This is a genomic window from Pseudomonas sp. PARCl1 (assembly GCF_947311875.1).
GTDB classification, from domain to species: domain Bacteria; phylum Pseudomonadota; class Gammaproteobacteria; order Pseudomonadales; family Pseudomonadaceae; genus Aquipseudomonas; species Aquipseudomonas juntendi.
Genome location: NZ_CAMZMX010000007.1, coordinates 69,688 through 84,153, shown reverse-complemented (window position 1 = coordinate 84,153; position 14,466 = coordinate 69,688). Strand labels below are relative to the sequence as shown.

General features: G+C 64.4%; 13 protein-coding genes. 6 read left to right on the top strand and 7 right to left on the bottom strand.

Features of this window, described 5'->3' with window-relative positions:
* Positions 1-2 precede the first annotated feature (2 nt).
* Both QME24_RS06325 and QME24_RS06320 read left to right on the top strand, forming a co-directional pair.
* Complete coding sequence (locus QME24_RS06325; protein ID WP_192440339.1) at positions 3-359, top strand: VOC family protein; 357 nt, start codon at positions 3-5, stop codon at positions 357-359.
* Entirely contained in the window at positions 359-979 is a 621-nt protein-coding gene (locus tag QME24_RS06320) for a TetR/AcrR family transcriptional regulator (protein ID WP_009683144.1), read from the top strand. Before QME24_RS06325 ends, QME24_RS06320 begins: the two co-directional genes overlap by 1 nt.
* A gap of 76 nt (positions 980-1,055) precedes the next feature.
* Here the strand turns inward: QME24_RS06320 and preA are convergent, their stop codons facing one another.
* The 3 genes from preA to hydA form a co-directional block, all read right to left on the bottom strand.
* Positions 1,056-2,333, bottom strand: a complete 1,278-nt coding sequence (preA, locus tag QME24_RS06315) for an NAD-dependent dihydropyrimidine dehydrogenase subunit PreA (protein WP_192441810.1) — start codon at positions 2,331-2,333, stop codon at positions 1,056-1,058.
* Positions 2,330-3,697: an NAD(P)-dependent oxidoreductase gene (locus tag QME24_RS06310; RefSeq protein ID WP_054904230.1), complete on the bottom strand. Its 1,368-nt coding sequence runs from the start codon at positions 3,695-3,697 to the stop codon at positions 2,330-2,332. Before QME24_RS06310 ends, preA begins: the two co-directional genes overlap by 4 nt.
* Before the next feature lie 165 nt (positions 3,698-3,862).
* On the bottom strand, positions 3,863-5,302 hold the full coding sequence (gene hydA / locus QME24_RS06305) for a dihydropyrimidinase (protein ID WP_280091389.1): 1,440 nt from the start codon (positions 5,300-5,302) through the stop codon (positions 3,863-3,865).
* Positions 5,303-5,640: 338 nt separating this feature from the next.
* Here hydA and QME24_RS06300 point away from each other — a divergent pair, with 338 nt between their 5' ends.
* Positions 5,641-7,131: an NCS1 family nucleobase:cation symporter-1 gene (locus QME24_RS06300; protein WP_009683140.1), complete on the top strand. Its 1,491-nt coding sequence runs from the start codon at positions 5,641-5,643 to the stop codon at positions 7,129-7,131.
* A 139-nt stretch (positions 7,132-7,270) separates the two neighbouring features.
* The gene (locus QME24_RS06295; RefSeq protein WP_029887470.1) at positions 7,271-8,554 is read left to right on the top strand and encodes a Zn-dependent hydrolase; all 1,284 of its coding nucleotides are present in this window, start codon (positions 7,271-7,273) and stop codon (positions 8,552-8,554) included.
* A 221-nt stretch (positions 8,555-8,775) separates the two neighbouring features.
* Here QME24_RS06295 and QME24_RS06290 read toward each other — a convergent pair whose 3' ends face one another.
* Together QME24_RS06290 and QME24_RS06285 are read right to left on the bottom strand one after the other, a co-directional pair.
* The gene (locus tag QME24_RS06290) at positions 8,776-9,735 is read right to left on the bottom strand and encodes a ribonuclease Z (protein ID WP_054904229.1); all 960 of its coding nucleotides are present in this window, start codon (positions 9,733-9,735) and stop codon (positions 8,776-8,778) included.
* A 119-nt stretch (positions 9,736-9,854) separates the two neighbouring features.
* Complete coding sequence (locus QME24_RS06285; RefSeq protein ID WP_009683136.1) at positions 9,855-10,400, bottom strand: lipocalin family protein; 546 nt, start codon at positions 10,398-10,400, stop codon at positions 9,855-9,857.
* A gap of 141 nt (positions 10,401-10,541) precedes the next feature.
* Between QME24_RS06285 and QME24_RS06280 the strand changes: the two genes are divergently transcribed.
* Together QME24_RS06280 and nudC are read left to right on the top strand one after the other, a co-directional pair.
* Positions 10,542-11,354, top strand: coding sequence for a crotonase/enoyl-CoA hydratase family protein (locus tag QME24_RS06280; RefSeq protein WP_047149924.1), 813 nt, complete (start codon positions 10,542-10,544; stop codon positions 11,352-11,354).
* 35 nt (positions 11,355-11,389) lie between these two features.
* Positions 11,390-12,220, top strand: coding sequence for an NAD(+) diphosphatase (nudC, locus tag QME24_RS06275; protein ID WP_054904228.1), 831 nt, complete (start codon positions 11,390-11,392; stop codon positions 12,218-12,220).
* Here the strand turns inward: nudC and QME24_RS06270 are convergent.
* Both QME24_RS06270 and QME24_RS06265 read right to left on the bottom strand, forming a co-directional pair.
* On the bottom strand, positions 12,188-12,967 hold the full coding sequence (locus tag QME24_RS06270; RefSeq protein ID WP_054904227.1) for a TSUP family transporter: 780 nt from the start codon (positions 12,965-12,967) through the stop codon (positions 12,188-12,190). The genes nudC and QME24_RS06270 overlap by 33 nt on opposite strands.
* Positions 12,968-13,072: 105 nt before the next feature.
* Positions 13,073-14,362: an FAD-binding oxidoreductase gene (locus QME24_RS06265; protein WP_054904226.1), complete on the bottom strand. Its 1,290-nt coding sequence runs from the start codon at positions 14,360-14,362 to the stop codon at positions 13,073-13,075.
* Between the last annotated feature and the right edge of the window lie 104 nt (positions 14,363-14,466).

Below are 14,466 nucleotides of genomic sequence, written 5' to 3'. Positions count from 1 at the left end.
CCATGGGTATCCGCGGTTCGGATCGGCAGATCGACAACATCGAGTTCAATGTCAGCGATATCGCACGCAGCAAGGCGTTCTATGGGCATGTTTTCGGCTGGCGCTTTACCGACTACGGGCCAACCTACAGCGAATTCAGCGACGGCCGCCTGACGGGCGGCTTTACCACGGGGGAGCCGGTGCGCACGGGGGGGCCGCTGATCATCCTTTACGCCGATGACCTGCAAGCCACGCAGCAGCGCGTGACCGCGGCGGGGGGCAGTATCAGCCGCGCGACCTTTGCCTTCCCCGGTGGGCGGCGTTTCCATTTCATTGACCCGGACGGTCATGAACTGGCGGTGTGGACGGCTCAAGCCTGATGGCCAATCACAAGATCGAAATTCGCCGGCGCAACGTTGGCAAGATCCTGCACGCGGCGGAAAAGGTGTTCGCCGAAAAAGGCTACGGCGCGACCTCCATGGGCGATATCGCCGAGCAGGCCGAACTGCCGCGTTCCAACCTGCATTACTACTTCAGCACCAAGGACGATCTGTTCCGTGCGGTGCTGCAGGACCTGCTGGATGTGTGGAAGCAGGACGCGCTGTGTTTCGAGAATTTCGACGACCCACGGGTGGTGCTGACCAGCTACATCCGCGCGAAAATGGGGCATTCGCGGTCACGGCCGCTAGGCTCGAAGATCTGGGCCGAGGAAATGCTGCATGGGGCACCGGTGCTGGGGGGCAACCTGGATGACAGCCTGGTGCCGTGGGCAAAGCTGAAGGAGGCGAAGATCCGCCGCTGGGTGGAGGAGGGGCGCATTCTGCCGGTCGAGCCCTCGGCGCTGCTGTACATGATCTGGGCCTCGACCCAGCATTACGCCGACTTCGGTTACCAGGTGCAGTTGCTCAACGGCGGCGATGAACTGTCGGACCTGGCGTTCGAAAGTGCGGTGCAAACGGTGACCAGTGTGATCCTGCGGGGGATTGGCCTGGAGCCGTGACCGGCCATGCCTGCCGCGCACGGTCTTTTTGCTGCCCACAAAAAGGCCGTGCCAGTGCGGCAGGCGCCGGTCTACATCAGCTCGCTTCGCGGTAGGGGTTGCGCGGGTCCTGGGTCCAGTTCAGGTAAGGCTTGCCAGTGTCCTGCGCCTGCATGTCGATGCAGTTCTCCACCGGGCAGGTGATCTGGCACAGGTTGCAGCCCACACATTCTTCCTCGATCACGCTGTAGGCATGCGTACCGTCTGCCTTCAGCGTACTGGCGATGGCCTGGTGCGAAGTGTCCTCGCAGGCGATGTGGCAGCGACCGCAACCGATGCACGCCTGCTGGTCGATATGCGCCACCGACTTGTAGTTGATGTCCAAGTACTTCCAGTCGGTGGTATGCCCTACCGCCTGGCCACGGAACGCCTCGATGTTGGCGTGGCCGTGCTGGTCCATCCAGCGGGCCAGGCCGTCTTTCATGTCTTCGACGATGCGAAAGCCATGCAGCATGGCCGCCGTGCACACCTGCACCGCGCCGCTGCCCAGCGCCATGAATTCGGCCGCGTCGCGCCAGTTGCCGATGCCGCCGATGCCGCAAATCGGCAGGCCATGGGTGGCCGGGTCACGGGCAATCTCCGCCACCATGTTCAGCGCGATCGGCTTCACCGCCGAGCCGCAGTATCCGCCATGGGTGCTCTGGTCACCGACGATGGGGTGAGCGACCATGCGGTCAAGGTCGACGCTGGTGATCGAGTTGATGGTGTTGATCAGCGACACTGCATCGGCCCCGCCGCGATGCGCAGCCCGTGCCGATTGGCGGATGTCGGTGATGTTCGGCGTCAGCTTGACGATCACCGGCAGCGAGCAGTGCTGCTTGCACCAGCGGGTGACCATTTCCACGTACTCCGGCACCTGGCCGACCGCCGCGCCCATGCCGCGCTCCGGCATGCCGTGCGGGCAGCCGAAGTTCAGCTCGATGCCATCGGCACCGGTGGCTTCCACCAGCGGCAGGATGAACTTCCACGACGCTTCCTCGCACGGCACCATCAGCGACACGATCAACGCGCGGTCGGGCCAGTCCTTCTTCACCTGGGTGATTTCGCGCAGGTTGATTTCCAGTGAACGGTCGGTGATCAGTTCGATGTTGTTGATACCCTGCACCTGGCGGTTGGCGCCGTAGTGGGCCGAGTAGCGCGACGAGACGTTGACCGCGGCCGGGTCTTCGCCAAGGGTCTTCCACACCACGCCACCCCAGCCGGCTTCAAAGGCGCGGACCACGTTGTAGGCTTTGTCGGTGGGCGGCGCGGACGCCAGCCAGAACGGGTTGGGGGCCTTGATCCCGGCGAACACGATAGACAAATCGGCCATTATGCTGCCTCCACGTTGAGCATGAGTTGGGCATGGATGGCTTCGGCGGCCACTTTGCCGTGTTGTACGGCCTGAACGGTGAGGTCCTGGCCCAGCGCGGTGCAGTCGCCACCGGCGTATACCCCTGGCAGGCTGGTCTGCATGTTCACGTCAACGCGAATGCGCTCACCGTCGCGGGCCAGTTGTGCGGCCACAGGGTCGGCGAGGCTGCTGTCGTCGAAACGCTGGCCGATGGCCTTGAAGATCGCGTCGGCGGCCAGTTCGAAGGTTTCGCCGGTGTCGCACAGGCGGCCGTCGGCCAATTCGGTACGGGCAAAGCGCATGCCGCGCACGTTGCCGGTGTCATCCAGCAGCACGCTGTCGGGGCGGGCCCAGGTGTGCAAACGCACCTGGTTGGCCTTGGCGATGTCCTGCTCGTGCCCGGTGGCCCCCATGTCGGCGTGGCCGCGGCGGTACACCAGGTTGACGTCGCGGGCACCCAGGCGGCTCATTTGCACTGCCATGTCGATGGCGGTGTTGCCAGCACCGATCACCAGGCAGCGCTCGGCCAGCGGCAGTTGGCTGAGGTCGTCTGCCTGGCGCAACTCGCGGATGTAAGCGGTGGCGGCGAGCAGGCCGGGGGCCTCTTCATCGGCCAGCCCCAGCTGGCGCACGGCATTCAGGCCCAGGCCAAGGAACACCGCATCGTATTGTTCGCGCAGTTCGCCCAGGCTGAGGTTGCCCCCCAGGCGCTGGCCATGGCGCAGCTCGATACCGCCGATACCCAGCAGGAATGCCACTTCCCGCTGGGCATAATCGTCAACCAGCTTGTAGCGGGCGATGCCGTATTCATTGAGGCCACCCGGCTTGTCACAGGCTTCGAACACCACCACGTCATGGCCATGCATGGCCAGCCGGTGTGCGCAGGCCAGCCCCGCAGGGCCAGCGCCGACCACCGCAATGCGCTTGCCCGTGGCCGGTGAACGCTGGAACGGGTGGTCGCTGAACTGGGCATTGTCCAGGGCGTAGCGCTGCAACTGGCCGATCAGTACCGGGGCGCATTCCTGCGCGTTGTTGCGCACACACGCTTGCTGGCACAGGATTTCGGTCGGGCACACGCGGGCACAGCTGCCGCCGAGAATGTTGGCCGACAGAATCCGTTCGGCAGCGCCTTGCACGTTCTCGTCGCTGATGCGGTGGATGAATGACGGGATGTCGATTTCGCTGGGGCACGCGTTGACGCAGGGCGCGTCGTAGCAATACAGGCAGCGGGCGCTTTCCACGGCGGCCTGGCGTGCGGTGAGGGGTGGGGCCAGGTCGCTGAAGCACTCGGCCAATTGGTCGGCGCCGGCCCGGGGGCGCGGCAAATGGTTCAGGGCGTCGATCACGGTTGTAGCCTCTCTATTTTTTTAGGGTTCAGGCGACAGCTGTTGTGGTGGGATCGGGGGCCGCTGTGCGGCCCATCGCGACGCAAGGCCGCTCCTACAAGGGACCGCGCATTCCTGTTGGAGCGGCCTTGTGTCGCGATGGGCTGCGCAGCAGCCCCAATGGCTTCAGCGCTGAACGGGCGTCGGCCGCTGCTGGTCGGCCCGACGCTCCAGCACCTCATACACCGACGGATACGCCGGCCGCTCCACATAGCGCCCCGCGCCCGCCTCGGCGCGCAGGTCACCATCAGCCCAGACCACTTTGCCCTGGCTGATGGTGTGGCTGGGGACGCCACGTACAGTGCGGCCTTCGAAGATGTTGAAGTCCACCCGTTGGTGGTGGGTCTGGGCCGAGATGGTGCGCGTGCCTTGCGGGTCCCATAGCACCAGATCGGCATCGGCCCCTACGCGGATGGCGCCCTTGCGTGGGAACAGGTTGAAGATCTTCGCCGTGTTGGTAGAGGTCAGTGCCACGAACTCGTGCATCGACAGGCGCCCGCTGTTGACCCCGGCATCCCACAGCACCGCCATGCGGTCTTCGATGCCGGCGGTGCCATTGGGGATGCGGCTGAAGTCATCCCGGCCCATGGCTTTCTGTTCGGCGCAGAAGCAGCAGTGGTCGGTGGCTGTGGTGTGCAGGTTGCCCGCCTGCAGGCCGCGCCACAGCGCCTCCTGGTGCTCGCGCGGGCGGAACGGCGGGCTCATGACGTAGCCGGCGGCTGTGGCCCAGTCCGGGTCACGGTAGACGCTGTCATCCAGCAGCAAGTGGCCAGGCAGCACTTCGCCGTAAACCGGTTGGCCCTTGGCCCGCGCATAGGCGATTTCATCCAGCGCCTCGCGGCTGGAAATGTGCACCAGGTACAGCGGTGTGCCGAGGGTTTCGGCAATGCGGATGGCGCGGCTGGCTGCCTCGCCTTCAACCTGCGAAGGGCGCGACAGGGGGTGCGCTTCCGGCCCGGTCAGGCCCTGTGCCAGCAGCTTTTTCTGCAGGTGGAACACCAGCTCGCCATTTTCGGCATGCACGGTGGGCACTGCACCTAGCTGCAGGCAGCGCTCGAAGCTGGCCACCAAGGTGTCATCGGCCGCCATGATGGCGTTCTTGTAGGCCATGAAGTGCTTGAAGCTGTTCACCCCATGCTTGGCCACCAGTTCGCCTATCTCTTCGGCCACCTGCTCGCTCCACCAGGTGACGGCGACGTGGAAGCCATAGTCGCTGGCACTTTTCTGGGCCCAGCCGCGCCAGGTGTGAAAGGCCTCCAGCAGTGACTGCTGCGGGTTGGGAATGACGAAGTCGATGATCGATGTGGTGCCGCCCGCCAGGCCGGCCGCGGTACCGCTGAAGAAGTCTTCACTGGCCACGGTGCCCATGAACGGCAATTGCATATGGGTGTGCGGGTCGATGCCGCCCGGCATCAGGTGTTGCCCGCTGCCGTCGAGGATCTCGCAATCGGTCGGCGCTTCCAGGCCAGGCCCGACTGCACGGATCAGGCCATCGGCACACAGCACATCGGCGGGGTAACTCTCTTCGTGGGTAACAACGGTGGCGCCACGGATCAACAGGGACATGCCGTTTTCCTCGCAGGCTGACCGGTCTTGGCCGGTTCTTGGAATTTTCGGAAGCAGGGCGGGCAGGGGTTAATCCTGTCATACCTGACAAGATTCGAGGCTAGATGCTGATCCTGAATTCGGCAAGAAAATTTCCTATTTATTTTGTGGTTTTTAAATCATTGATTTACATGAATTAAATATTTAGAGCCCGCTGAATTCGGGGCCTCCAGGGTTTTTGACTAACTTGACAAGATAGAAAATTGGTCGAGATTTCTAAGGCACTCATACGCGTGTGTACTCCGGCCATCGAATTAGCCCGATGAGCAGACAACTCGAAAAAGTCTGGAGAAAGGCCCATGCAACAGAGCAGATCGCAAGTGGTCGAGCAGGATGGCCTGTTCGAGCTGGCCGAGGGCAGTGATGTTCTCGACAGCCCGCGCTACAACCACGACATCGCACCGACCAAGGTGCACCAGCGCACCTGGAACAAATGGCACATCACGGCCCTGTGGGTAGGCATGTCCATCTGCGTGCCAACCTACACCCTCGGCGGCGTGCTCACAGCCTACTTTGGCCTGAGCGTTGGCGAGGCGCTGCTGGCGATCCTGCTGGCCAACATCATCGTGCTGATCCCGCTGACCCTCAACGCGTTCCCCGGCACCAAGTACGGCATCCCGTTTCCGGTGCTGCTGCGCTCGTCGTTCGGCATTCTGGGCTCCAACGTGCCGTGCCTGATTCGCGCCGTGGTGGCCTGTGGCTGGTTCGGGATCCAGACCCTGTTCGGCGGGCTGGCCATCCACCTGTTCCTGGGTTCGGTGTTCGACGGCTGGAAGGCCCTGGGCGGTGTCGGCGAGGTGATCGGGTTCATGATCTTCTGGTGCCTGAACCTGTGGGTGGTACTGCGGGGCGCCGAGTCGATCAAGTGGCTGGAGACGCTTTCGGCGCCGCTGCTGGTGGCCGTTGGGCTGGGCCTGCTGGTGTGGGCCTTGCCACACATGTCGATGACCGAACTGCTGGCGCAACCGCCCAAACGCCCTGAAGGCGCCAGCGTGGTCAGCTACTTCTGCGCTGGGCTCACGGCCATGGTCGGCTTCTGGGCCACGCTGTCGCTGAACATTCCCGATTTCAGCCGCTATGCCCGCAGCCAGAAGGACCAGATCCTCGGGCAAATCTTTGGCCTGCCGCTGACCATGTTCCTGTTCGCGGCCTTGGGTGTGGTGCTGACTGCGGCCTCGGCGTCGCTGGTGGGTGAAACGGTATCCGACCCGGTCAGCCTGATCGGCAAGATCCACAGCCCGTTCTGGGTCGCCCTGGCCATGGCGCTGATCGTGATCGCCACGCTGTCAACCAACACTGCGGCGAACATCGTGTCGCCGACCAACGACTTCCAGAACATCGCCCCGCGCCTGATCGGGCGCAGCCGTGCGGTGTGGCTGACCGGCTTCATCGGCCTGGCGCTGATGGGCCACGAGTTGCTGAAGAAACTGGGCTGGATCGTGTCCGACCTGAGCCTGGAAAGCGTGTACTCCAATTGGTTGCTGGGCTACTCCAGCCTGCTCGGGCCGATAGCCGGGATCATGGTGGTGGATTACTTCCTGATCCGCCGGCAAAAGCTGGACCTCGCCGGGCTGTACCGCGACGACGTGTACCCGGCGTGGAACTGGGCCGGCTTCGCCGCCTTCGTGCTGCCCGTGGGGTTGACGGTGCTGGCGATCGGCAACAGCAGCTTCAGCTGGTTCTACGACTATGGCTGGTTCACCGGCTCGCTGCTGGGGGCGGCGTTGTACTACGTGTTCGCCGGCTTGGCGGCGCGCAGCCCGGCGCGGCTGGTCAAGCCCTTGCCCTGAGACCGTGCCTGCTTCTTCGCGGGCATGCCCGCTCCTACAGGTACTACGCAGTACTGGAAAACCTGTGGCGATCTGGTGGGAGCGGGCATGCCCGCGAAGAGGCCCGAACAGACAACAAAAAAGCCTGAAGGAGAAACCCGTGACCCCTTTCCAAGACATCCTCAAGACCACCGCCCACCACATCGACAGTGCCCGCCTCTGGCAATCGCTGATGGACCTGGCCCGCCTCGGCGCCACGCCCAAGGGGGGTGTCTGCCGCCTGGCCCTGACCGACCTCGACCGCCAGGCCCGCGACTTGTTCGTGCAGTGGTGCGAGGCGGCCGGTTGCACGGTCAGCGTCGATGCCGTGGGCAATATCTTCGCCCGTCGCCCTGGGCGTAACCCCAAGCTGCCACCGGTGATGACCGGCAGCCATATCGATACCCAGCCCACTGGCGGCAAGTTCGACGGCTGTTTCGGCGTGATGGCCGGGCTGGAAGTGCTCCGTACCCTCAACGACCTGGGCGTGGAAACCGAAGCACCGCTGGAGGTGGTGGTGTGGACCAACGAAGAAGGTTCGCGCTTTGCCCCCTGCATGATGGGGTCGGGTGTGTTCGCCGGCAAGTTTACCCTGGAAGAAACCCTGGCCAAGCGCGATGCCCAGGGCACCAGTGTGGGCGAGGCGTTGAACGCCATTGGCTACGCCGGCCCACGTGCGGTGCTCGGGCACCCGGTGGGGGCATATTTCGAAGCGCATATCGAGCAAGGGCCGATACTCGAGGACCAGGCCAAGACCATTGGGGTGGTCCTCGGTGCCCTTGGCCAGAAGTGGTTCGACCTGACCCTGCGCGGCGTCGAAGCCCATGCCGGCCCCACCCCCATGCACCTGCGCAAGGATGCCCTGGTGGGTGCCGCAGCGGTGGTCGAAGCGGTCAACCGCACAGCCCTCGGCCACCAGCCGCATGCCTGCGGCACGGTGGGTTGCTTGCAGGCCTACCCGGGCTCACGCAACGTAATCCCTGGCGAAGTGCGCATGACCCTGGACTTCCGTCACCTTGAGGGCGAGCAACTGGATGCGATGATCGCCGAGGTACGAGGGGTCATCGAGGCGACCTGCGCCAAGCATGGCCTGAGCCACGAACTGGTGCCCACCGCGGACTTCCCGGCATTGTACTTTGACAAGGGCTGTGTCGATGCCGTGCGCGATTCGGCCAAGGCCCTGGGGTTGCCGCACATGGACATCGTCAGCGGGGCAGGGCATGACGCGATCTTCCTTGCGGAGCTGGGGCCGGCGGGGATGATTTTCGTACCGTGCGAGAACGGCATCAGCCACAACGAAATCGAAAACGCCGCACCCGATGACCTGGCGGCGGGTTGCGCGGTGTTGTTGCGGGCGATGCTGGCTGCTTCGCAGGCGATTGCCAGCGGCCGCCTGGCAGCTTGATCAGGCGTAAGGGCCGCTCCTTCACTGGTCGTGTTTGGCCATAGATCGGCGGAGCCGCACCGTCCGTTTGTAGGAGCGGGTTCACCCGCGAACACCGGCGTAGCCGGTGCCAGCCACCGCGCTGGATTCTTCGCGGGCGCGCCCGCTCCCACACAGGCCGCGTCGCGCTTACGAATTCAGTTCTCTGCGCGACCGCGCAGCCCGTAGTGCTGTGTTATCTCCTACAGGGCTGGTTCCAGGTAGCCGTCACGGCCGATGTGATAGCGCTGCAGGTCCTGCGCCAGCACCAGCCGGCCGCGGTAGTGGGCCAGTGCCTCATCACGCACGTCGTTGATGCTCGGGCTGCGCCTTGGGTCGCTCTGATAGCGGGCACTGAAGTGCGTCAGCACCAGGTTGCGCACGCCTGCCGCCTCGGCAAAGCGCGCCACTGCCGCCGCAGTGCTGTGGCCAAAGGTGACCCCGGTGCGCTCCACCACCGCCTGCGTGAAGGTTGCCTCATGCACCAGCACATCGGCGCCACGGGCGGCGTCGGCGAGCAATTGCGGGTTGTCATTGTCACCACACACGATAATCCGCCGGGGCGGGCGCGAGCCACGCAGGTATTCATTGCCATGCAGCAGCTGCTCGCCGAATTGCACGGTACGCCCCTTGGCCAGCTCGCCCCACATCGGGCCACGCGGTATGCCCTCAGCCTCCAGGCGCAGGGTGTCCAGGCGGGGTTCGGGGTTGAGTTCGGTAAACACGAAACCTACGCTCGGCACCCGGTGCGACAAGCGCACCGCTGTCACCTGCAGGGTCTGGTTGCGCCAGCCCTGCCAATCTTCCACGGCCAGCAGGCGCAGCTCGAACGGCAGGAAGGTATCACTGGCGGCCAGGCCTTGTCGTAGCCAGCCATGCAGCGCGGCAGGCAAGACAATATCCAGCGGTTGGTTACGGCCACTCATGCCGGCACTGGCGAGCAGCCCGGGCAGGCCAAAACAATGGTCACCATGAACGTGGGTAATGAAGACCGCCTGCAGGTCGCGAACCGACAGCGGCGTGTGCAACAGTTGGTGCTGGGTGCCCTCGCCGCAGTCGACCAGGTACCAGTGGCTACCACTGGCTTCGACTACGGCGGTGGCGCTGACGTTGCGGGCTTTGGTCGGCACCCCGGCGGAGGTACCGAGAAACAGCAGGTCCATGTTGCGGCTCCTTGTGCCAGTCCAGTCGCGCAAAATCGCGCAATACGCAGGGCCTCGTTCCTTCGAGACGAACAACGCCGCACACCTTAGCCGGATTGCCGCAGGCCGTCGATTGCCCGCTAGTCAGCCTGCCGCCAGACCAGCTTGCTGGTGTCGTAGCCTTGCTCGCGGGCAATGCTCAGCAACTGTTCGCGCTGCTGGTCGGTGACCGCAGGGGTGCGCGACAGCAGCCACAGGTACTCACGGTTGGGGTGGCCGACCAGTGCCACGCGGTAATCCTTGTCGTGGTACAGCACCCAGTACTCACCCTTGGTCAGGCCAGGGGCCAGGCGGCTGAACCAGTTGTCGAAGCGTACCCACAATTTGTCAGTCCTGCCCGGCTGCTGGGCTTCAGCAATGCCTTTGGCTTCGTTCACCTCACCGTCCTTTTCCTTGCAGCGGTTGGTCACGTCGATACGGCCATCGGCGCGTAGCCCATAATGAGCCTCGGACTGTACGCAATTACGCTGGAAGAACATCGGCAGCCGCGCCAGTTCGTACCAAGTGCCCTGGTAGCGTTGCAGGTCCACCTGCTGGGTGCGCGGCGGTGCGGGGTGGTCGTTGCCGGCGCAGCCGAGCAAGGCAAGGGTCATGCAGGAAAGCAGCAGCGTGGTGCGTAGCGCCATGGTTGATCTCCTTGAAACGGATGAGGGCTTACCTGGGGTTCGATCCCGCGGCGGGGCAAAAGTTGTATGCGCAAACCATTGTCTGCTCCAGCTGGGTTACCATCCACGATGGTGAACCATCCAACCCTAGGAGTTCCGTTCGTGACCGAATACACCGCATTCAAGGTCGAGCTGACCGATAGCATCGCCCACGTTCAGATCAACCGCCCGGAGAAGGTCAACGCGATGAACGCGGCCTTCTGGGAAGAGATTGTCGATATCTTCCAGTGGATCGACGACACCGACGCCGTGCGTGCGGTGGTCATCAGCGGTGCCGGCAAGCACTTCTCGGCCGGAATCGACTTGATGATGCTGGCCTCGCTGGCCGGGGAGATGGGCAAGGACGTGGGCCGCAATGCGCGCTTCCTGCGCAAGACCATACAGCGCCTGCAAGCCTCGTTCACCGCCGTGGACAGCTGCCGTAAACCGGTGCTGGCGGCGGTGCAGGGCTATTGCATCGGTGGCGCCATCGACCTGATCTCGGCCTGTGACATGCGTTACTGCAGCAGTGACGCGCAATTCTCGATCAAGGAAATCGACATGGGCATGGCCGCCGATGTCGGCACGCTGCAACGTTTGCCACGTATCATCGGCGACGGCATGATGCGTGAGCTGGCGTTCACCGGGCGCAATGTCGCGGCGGACGAGGCGCTGCGCATCGGCCTGGTGAACCGGGTCTATGATGACCACGCCGCGCTGCTGGACGGGGTTTTTGCCATCGCCCGCCAGATTGCTGCAAAATCGCCGATCGCGGTGGCGGGCACCAAGGAAATGCTCAGCTACATGCGCGACCACCGCATCGACGATGGCCTGGACTACATCGCCACGTGGAACGCCGCGATGCTGCAGTCCGAAGACCTGCGCGTGGCTGTGGCCGCGCACATGAGCAAACAGAAACCGACGTTCGCCGACTGATCGGGCCGGCGCACGCGCAGTAAAGGAAACCCGAGATGTCAGCACGCTGGACTACCGCAGTACTCGACCCTCAGATCACCGGCGGGCTGGCCGTGGCGCGCAGCCCGGAAGGGTTTCTGCACGACGCCAACGGCGCGTTGTTCGCTCGTGACTGGCTCAAGCGCCAGGGCCTGGATGTGTTGTGCGAACACGGCATTGGCCACTTCGACGGCCAGCCTGTGTTCCTGCTGGAACTGCGCGCTGCCAGCGACGTGCCCGGTTGCAACTGGCGCGGCCTGCGCGCGTTCATGCTGGAGGGTGACTTCGACACCTACAAGGTTCTGGGGTATGCCGCGCAGATCGGCACCTGGGCTCGCGAGCACCGTTTCTGCGGCAGCTGCGGGCAGGCGATGACACAAATCCGCTGGGAGCGGGCGATGTACTGCCAGCCTTGCGACCTGCGCAGCTACCCGCGTATTTCCCCCAGCATGATCGTGCTGGTAACCCGTGGCGACGAAATCCTGCTGGCACGCTCGCCGCGCTTCGTCACGGGGGTATACAGCACCCTGGCAGGCTTTGCCGAGCCGGGCGAGTCGGCCGAGGACTGCCTGGTGCGCGAAGTGCGTGAAGAAGTGGCGGTGGAGGTGCAGAACATCCAGTACGTCGGCAGCCAGTGCTGGCCGTTCCCGCACTCGATGATGCTGGGCTTCCATGCCGAATACGCGGGTGGCGAGATCGTCATGCAGCCGGACGAGATCGAGGACGCCCAGTGGTTCAGCGTGCACGACTTGCCGCCGCTGCCGGCTGGGCGCTCTATTGCGCGCTACCTGATCGACCTCTATGTCGCTCGCCGCTTAGGCCTGCCCGAACCAGTGCTGCCACGCTAGGCGCACGGTCAATGCCAGCACCACGGTGATGAACACCGGGCGGATGAACTTGCTGCCGCCGCTGATCGCCGTGCGTGCGCCAAAGAAGGCACCGACCATCACCGACAAGCCCATGCACAGGCCGACGATATAGTCGACCTGCCCGGAAATGATGAACACCGTCAGCGCCGCGATGTTGCTGACGAAGTTCATGCTGCGCGCCACGCCGCTGGCGCGAACCAGGTCGATGGGGTACAGCAGCAGGGTGCTGACCGTCCAGAACGCCCCGGTGCCCGGACCGGCCACGCCGTCATAGAAACCCAGGGTAAAGCCCTGTGGGGCCTGCCATTTTTTTCTGATCGGGGCATCGGCGTCCAGCGGTGCCTTGGGCGTGCCGCCGAACAGCAGGTACACGCCACAGGCGAAGACGATGACCGGCAGCATCTTGTTCAGCCATTCGGCTGGCATGTAATGGGCCACGATCGCCCCGATCAACGCGCCCACCAGCGTGGCGAACAGCGCCGGGCGCCACTGCGCCGGGTGGAACAGCTTGCGTTTGTAGTAGGTGAAGCTGGCGGTGGCCGAGCCGAAGGTGGAACTGAGCTTGTTGGTACCCAGTACCAGGTGCGGCGGCATGCCGGCGGTGAGCAGCGCCGGGGTGGTGAGCAGGCCGCCGCCGCCGGCGATGGCATCGATGAAACCGGCGACGAAGGCGACCAGGGCCAGGATCAGCAGGGTGAGGGGTTCTACGGTGAGTTCGAAGGGCATGGGTTTTTGGCAGGTGCAGGAAAGAAGGCCGGAGCGGGAATGGCTGCTCCGAGGTCCGGGATGGTAATCCTCGCAGGCCAAGGTTGCCAGCATCAGTTTTGCCCTTCAGACGCGGTCCCGCACCCGGTACCAGGCCTTGGCGGCGGCCTCCAGCGGTGCCGCCAGCAGGTTACCGCCGGGGAAGTGGCCATTGTCGATGCCTTGGTACAGCGTCAGCAGGTCGTCATCGCCAAGGATGGCGTCGCTGACTGCCCGTGCCGCTGCCAGGGTCGGCAGCACGCCGTGGCCGGAGAAACCCTGCAGCCAGTAGCGTTGGTCCGCGCGGCCGACGTCCGGGGTGCGCTGGATGCTGCAGTCGATGTGGCCGCCCCAGGCATAATCGATGGCCACCCCGGCCAGTTGCGGGAACACACGCTCCAGGTGTGGGCGGGTGGCGCTGGCGACATCCTTGGGAATACCGCCCAGGTAGGTGCAGCCGCCGCCGAACAGCAGGCGGCGGTCCGGGGTCAGGCGGAAGTAGTCGGGGACGAACTGGTTGTCGATCACGCAGCTGTTGCGCGGCAGCAGCGAGCGGGCGAGGTCGGCGTCCAGCGGTGCCGTGGCTACCTGATAGGAACCAACCGGCAACAGGCGGCGCGCCAGGCCGCGGTCGAGGCGGTCGATATAGGCGTTGCAGGCCAGCACCAGCACGTCGCAGCGTACTTCGCCTTGCTCGGTACGGGCGACGTAGCCGCTGCCGGCCTGCTGGTAGTCGAGCACCTGGCTCTGCTCGTAGATGCCCCCGCCAGCGGCCTCGATGGTGCTGGCCAGGCCCTGGGCCAGCTTCAGCGGGTTGAGGTGAGCACCTTTGGCGTCGTACAGCGCGGCTTGGTAGCGTGAGCTGTGGATCCATTGCGGCAGCTCGTCGCGACCGATCAGGCGCAGGGCGTCGTAGCCCCATTTGTGCTCGGCGTCGTGCAGGGCTTCTGCGAGTATCTTCACACGGCGCGGCAGCACGGCGGTCCACAGGCTGCCCTGCCGGTAATCGATGTCGAAGCCATGGCGTTCGGGCAGTTCGCGCATTTCGTCGGCGGCCCAGCACATGCTGGTCCACAGCCGCCGGGTGCGTTCGACGCCCAGGGCCTTTTCCAGCGGCGCCATATCGCAGGACCAGCCCAGTAGCGCCTGGCCACCGTTGCGACCGGACGCGGCCCAGGCCACGCGGCTGGCTTCCAGCAGCGTCACGCGCTTGCCTGCCTGGGTCAGGCGCAGGGCGGTGTGCAGGCCGCTGAAACCGGCGCCGATGATCAGCACCTCGGTGTCGTGGCGACCTTGCAGGGTAGGGCGCAGAGGGATGCTGGTGGGGTAGGTCTGGGCGTAGTAGCTGGCGACGTGCTGAGCGGATTGCTTGAACATGCGTGGGCCTTATGAAATTTATTATGATTATTTTCATGAAAATCTAGCATCGTATTTTCATGAAGCCAACCTGTTCGTTTTTCCACCGTGGTTGGATATATGAT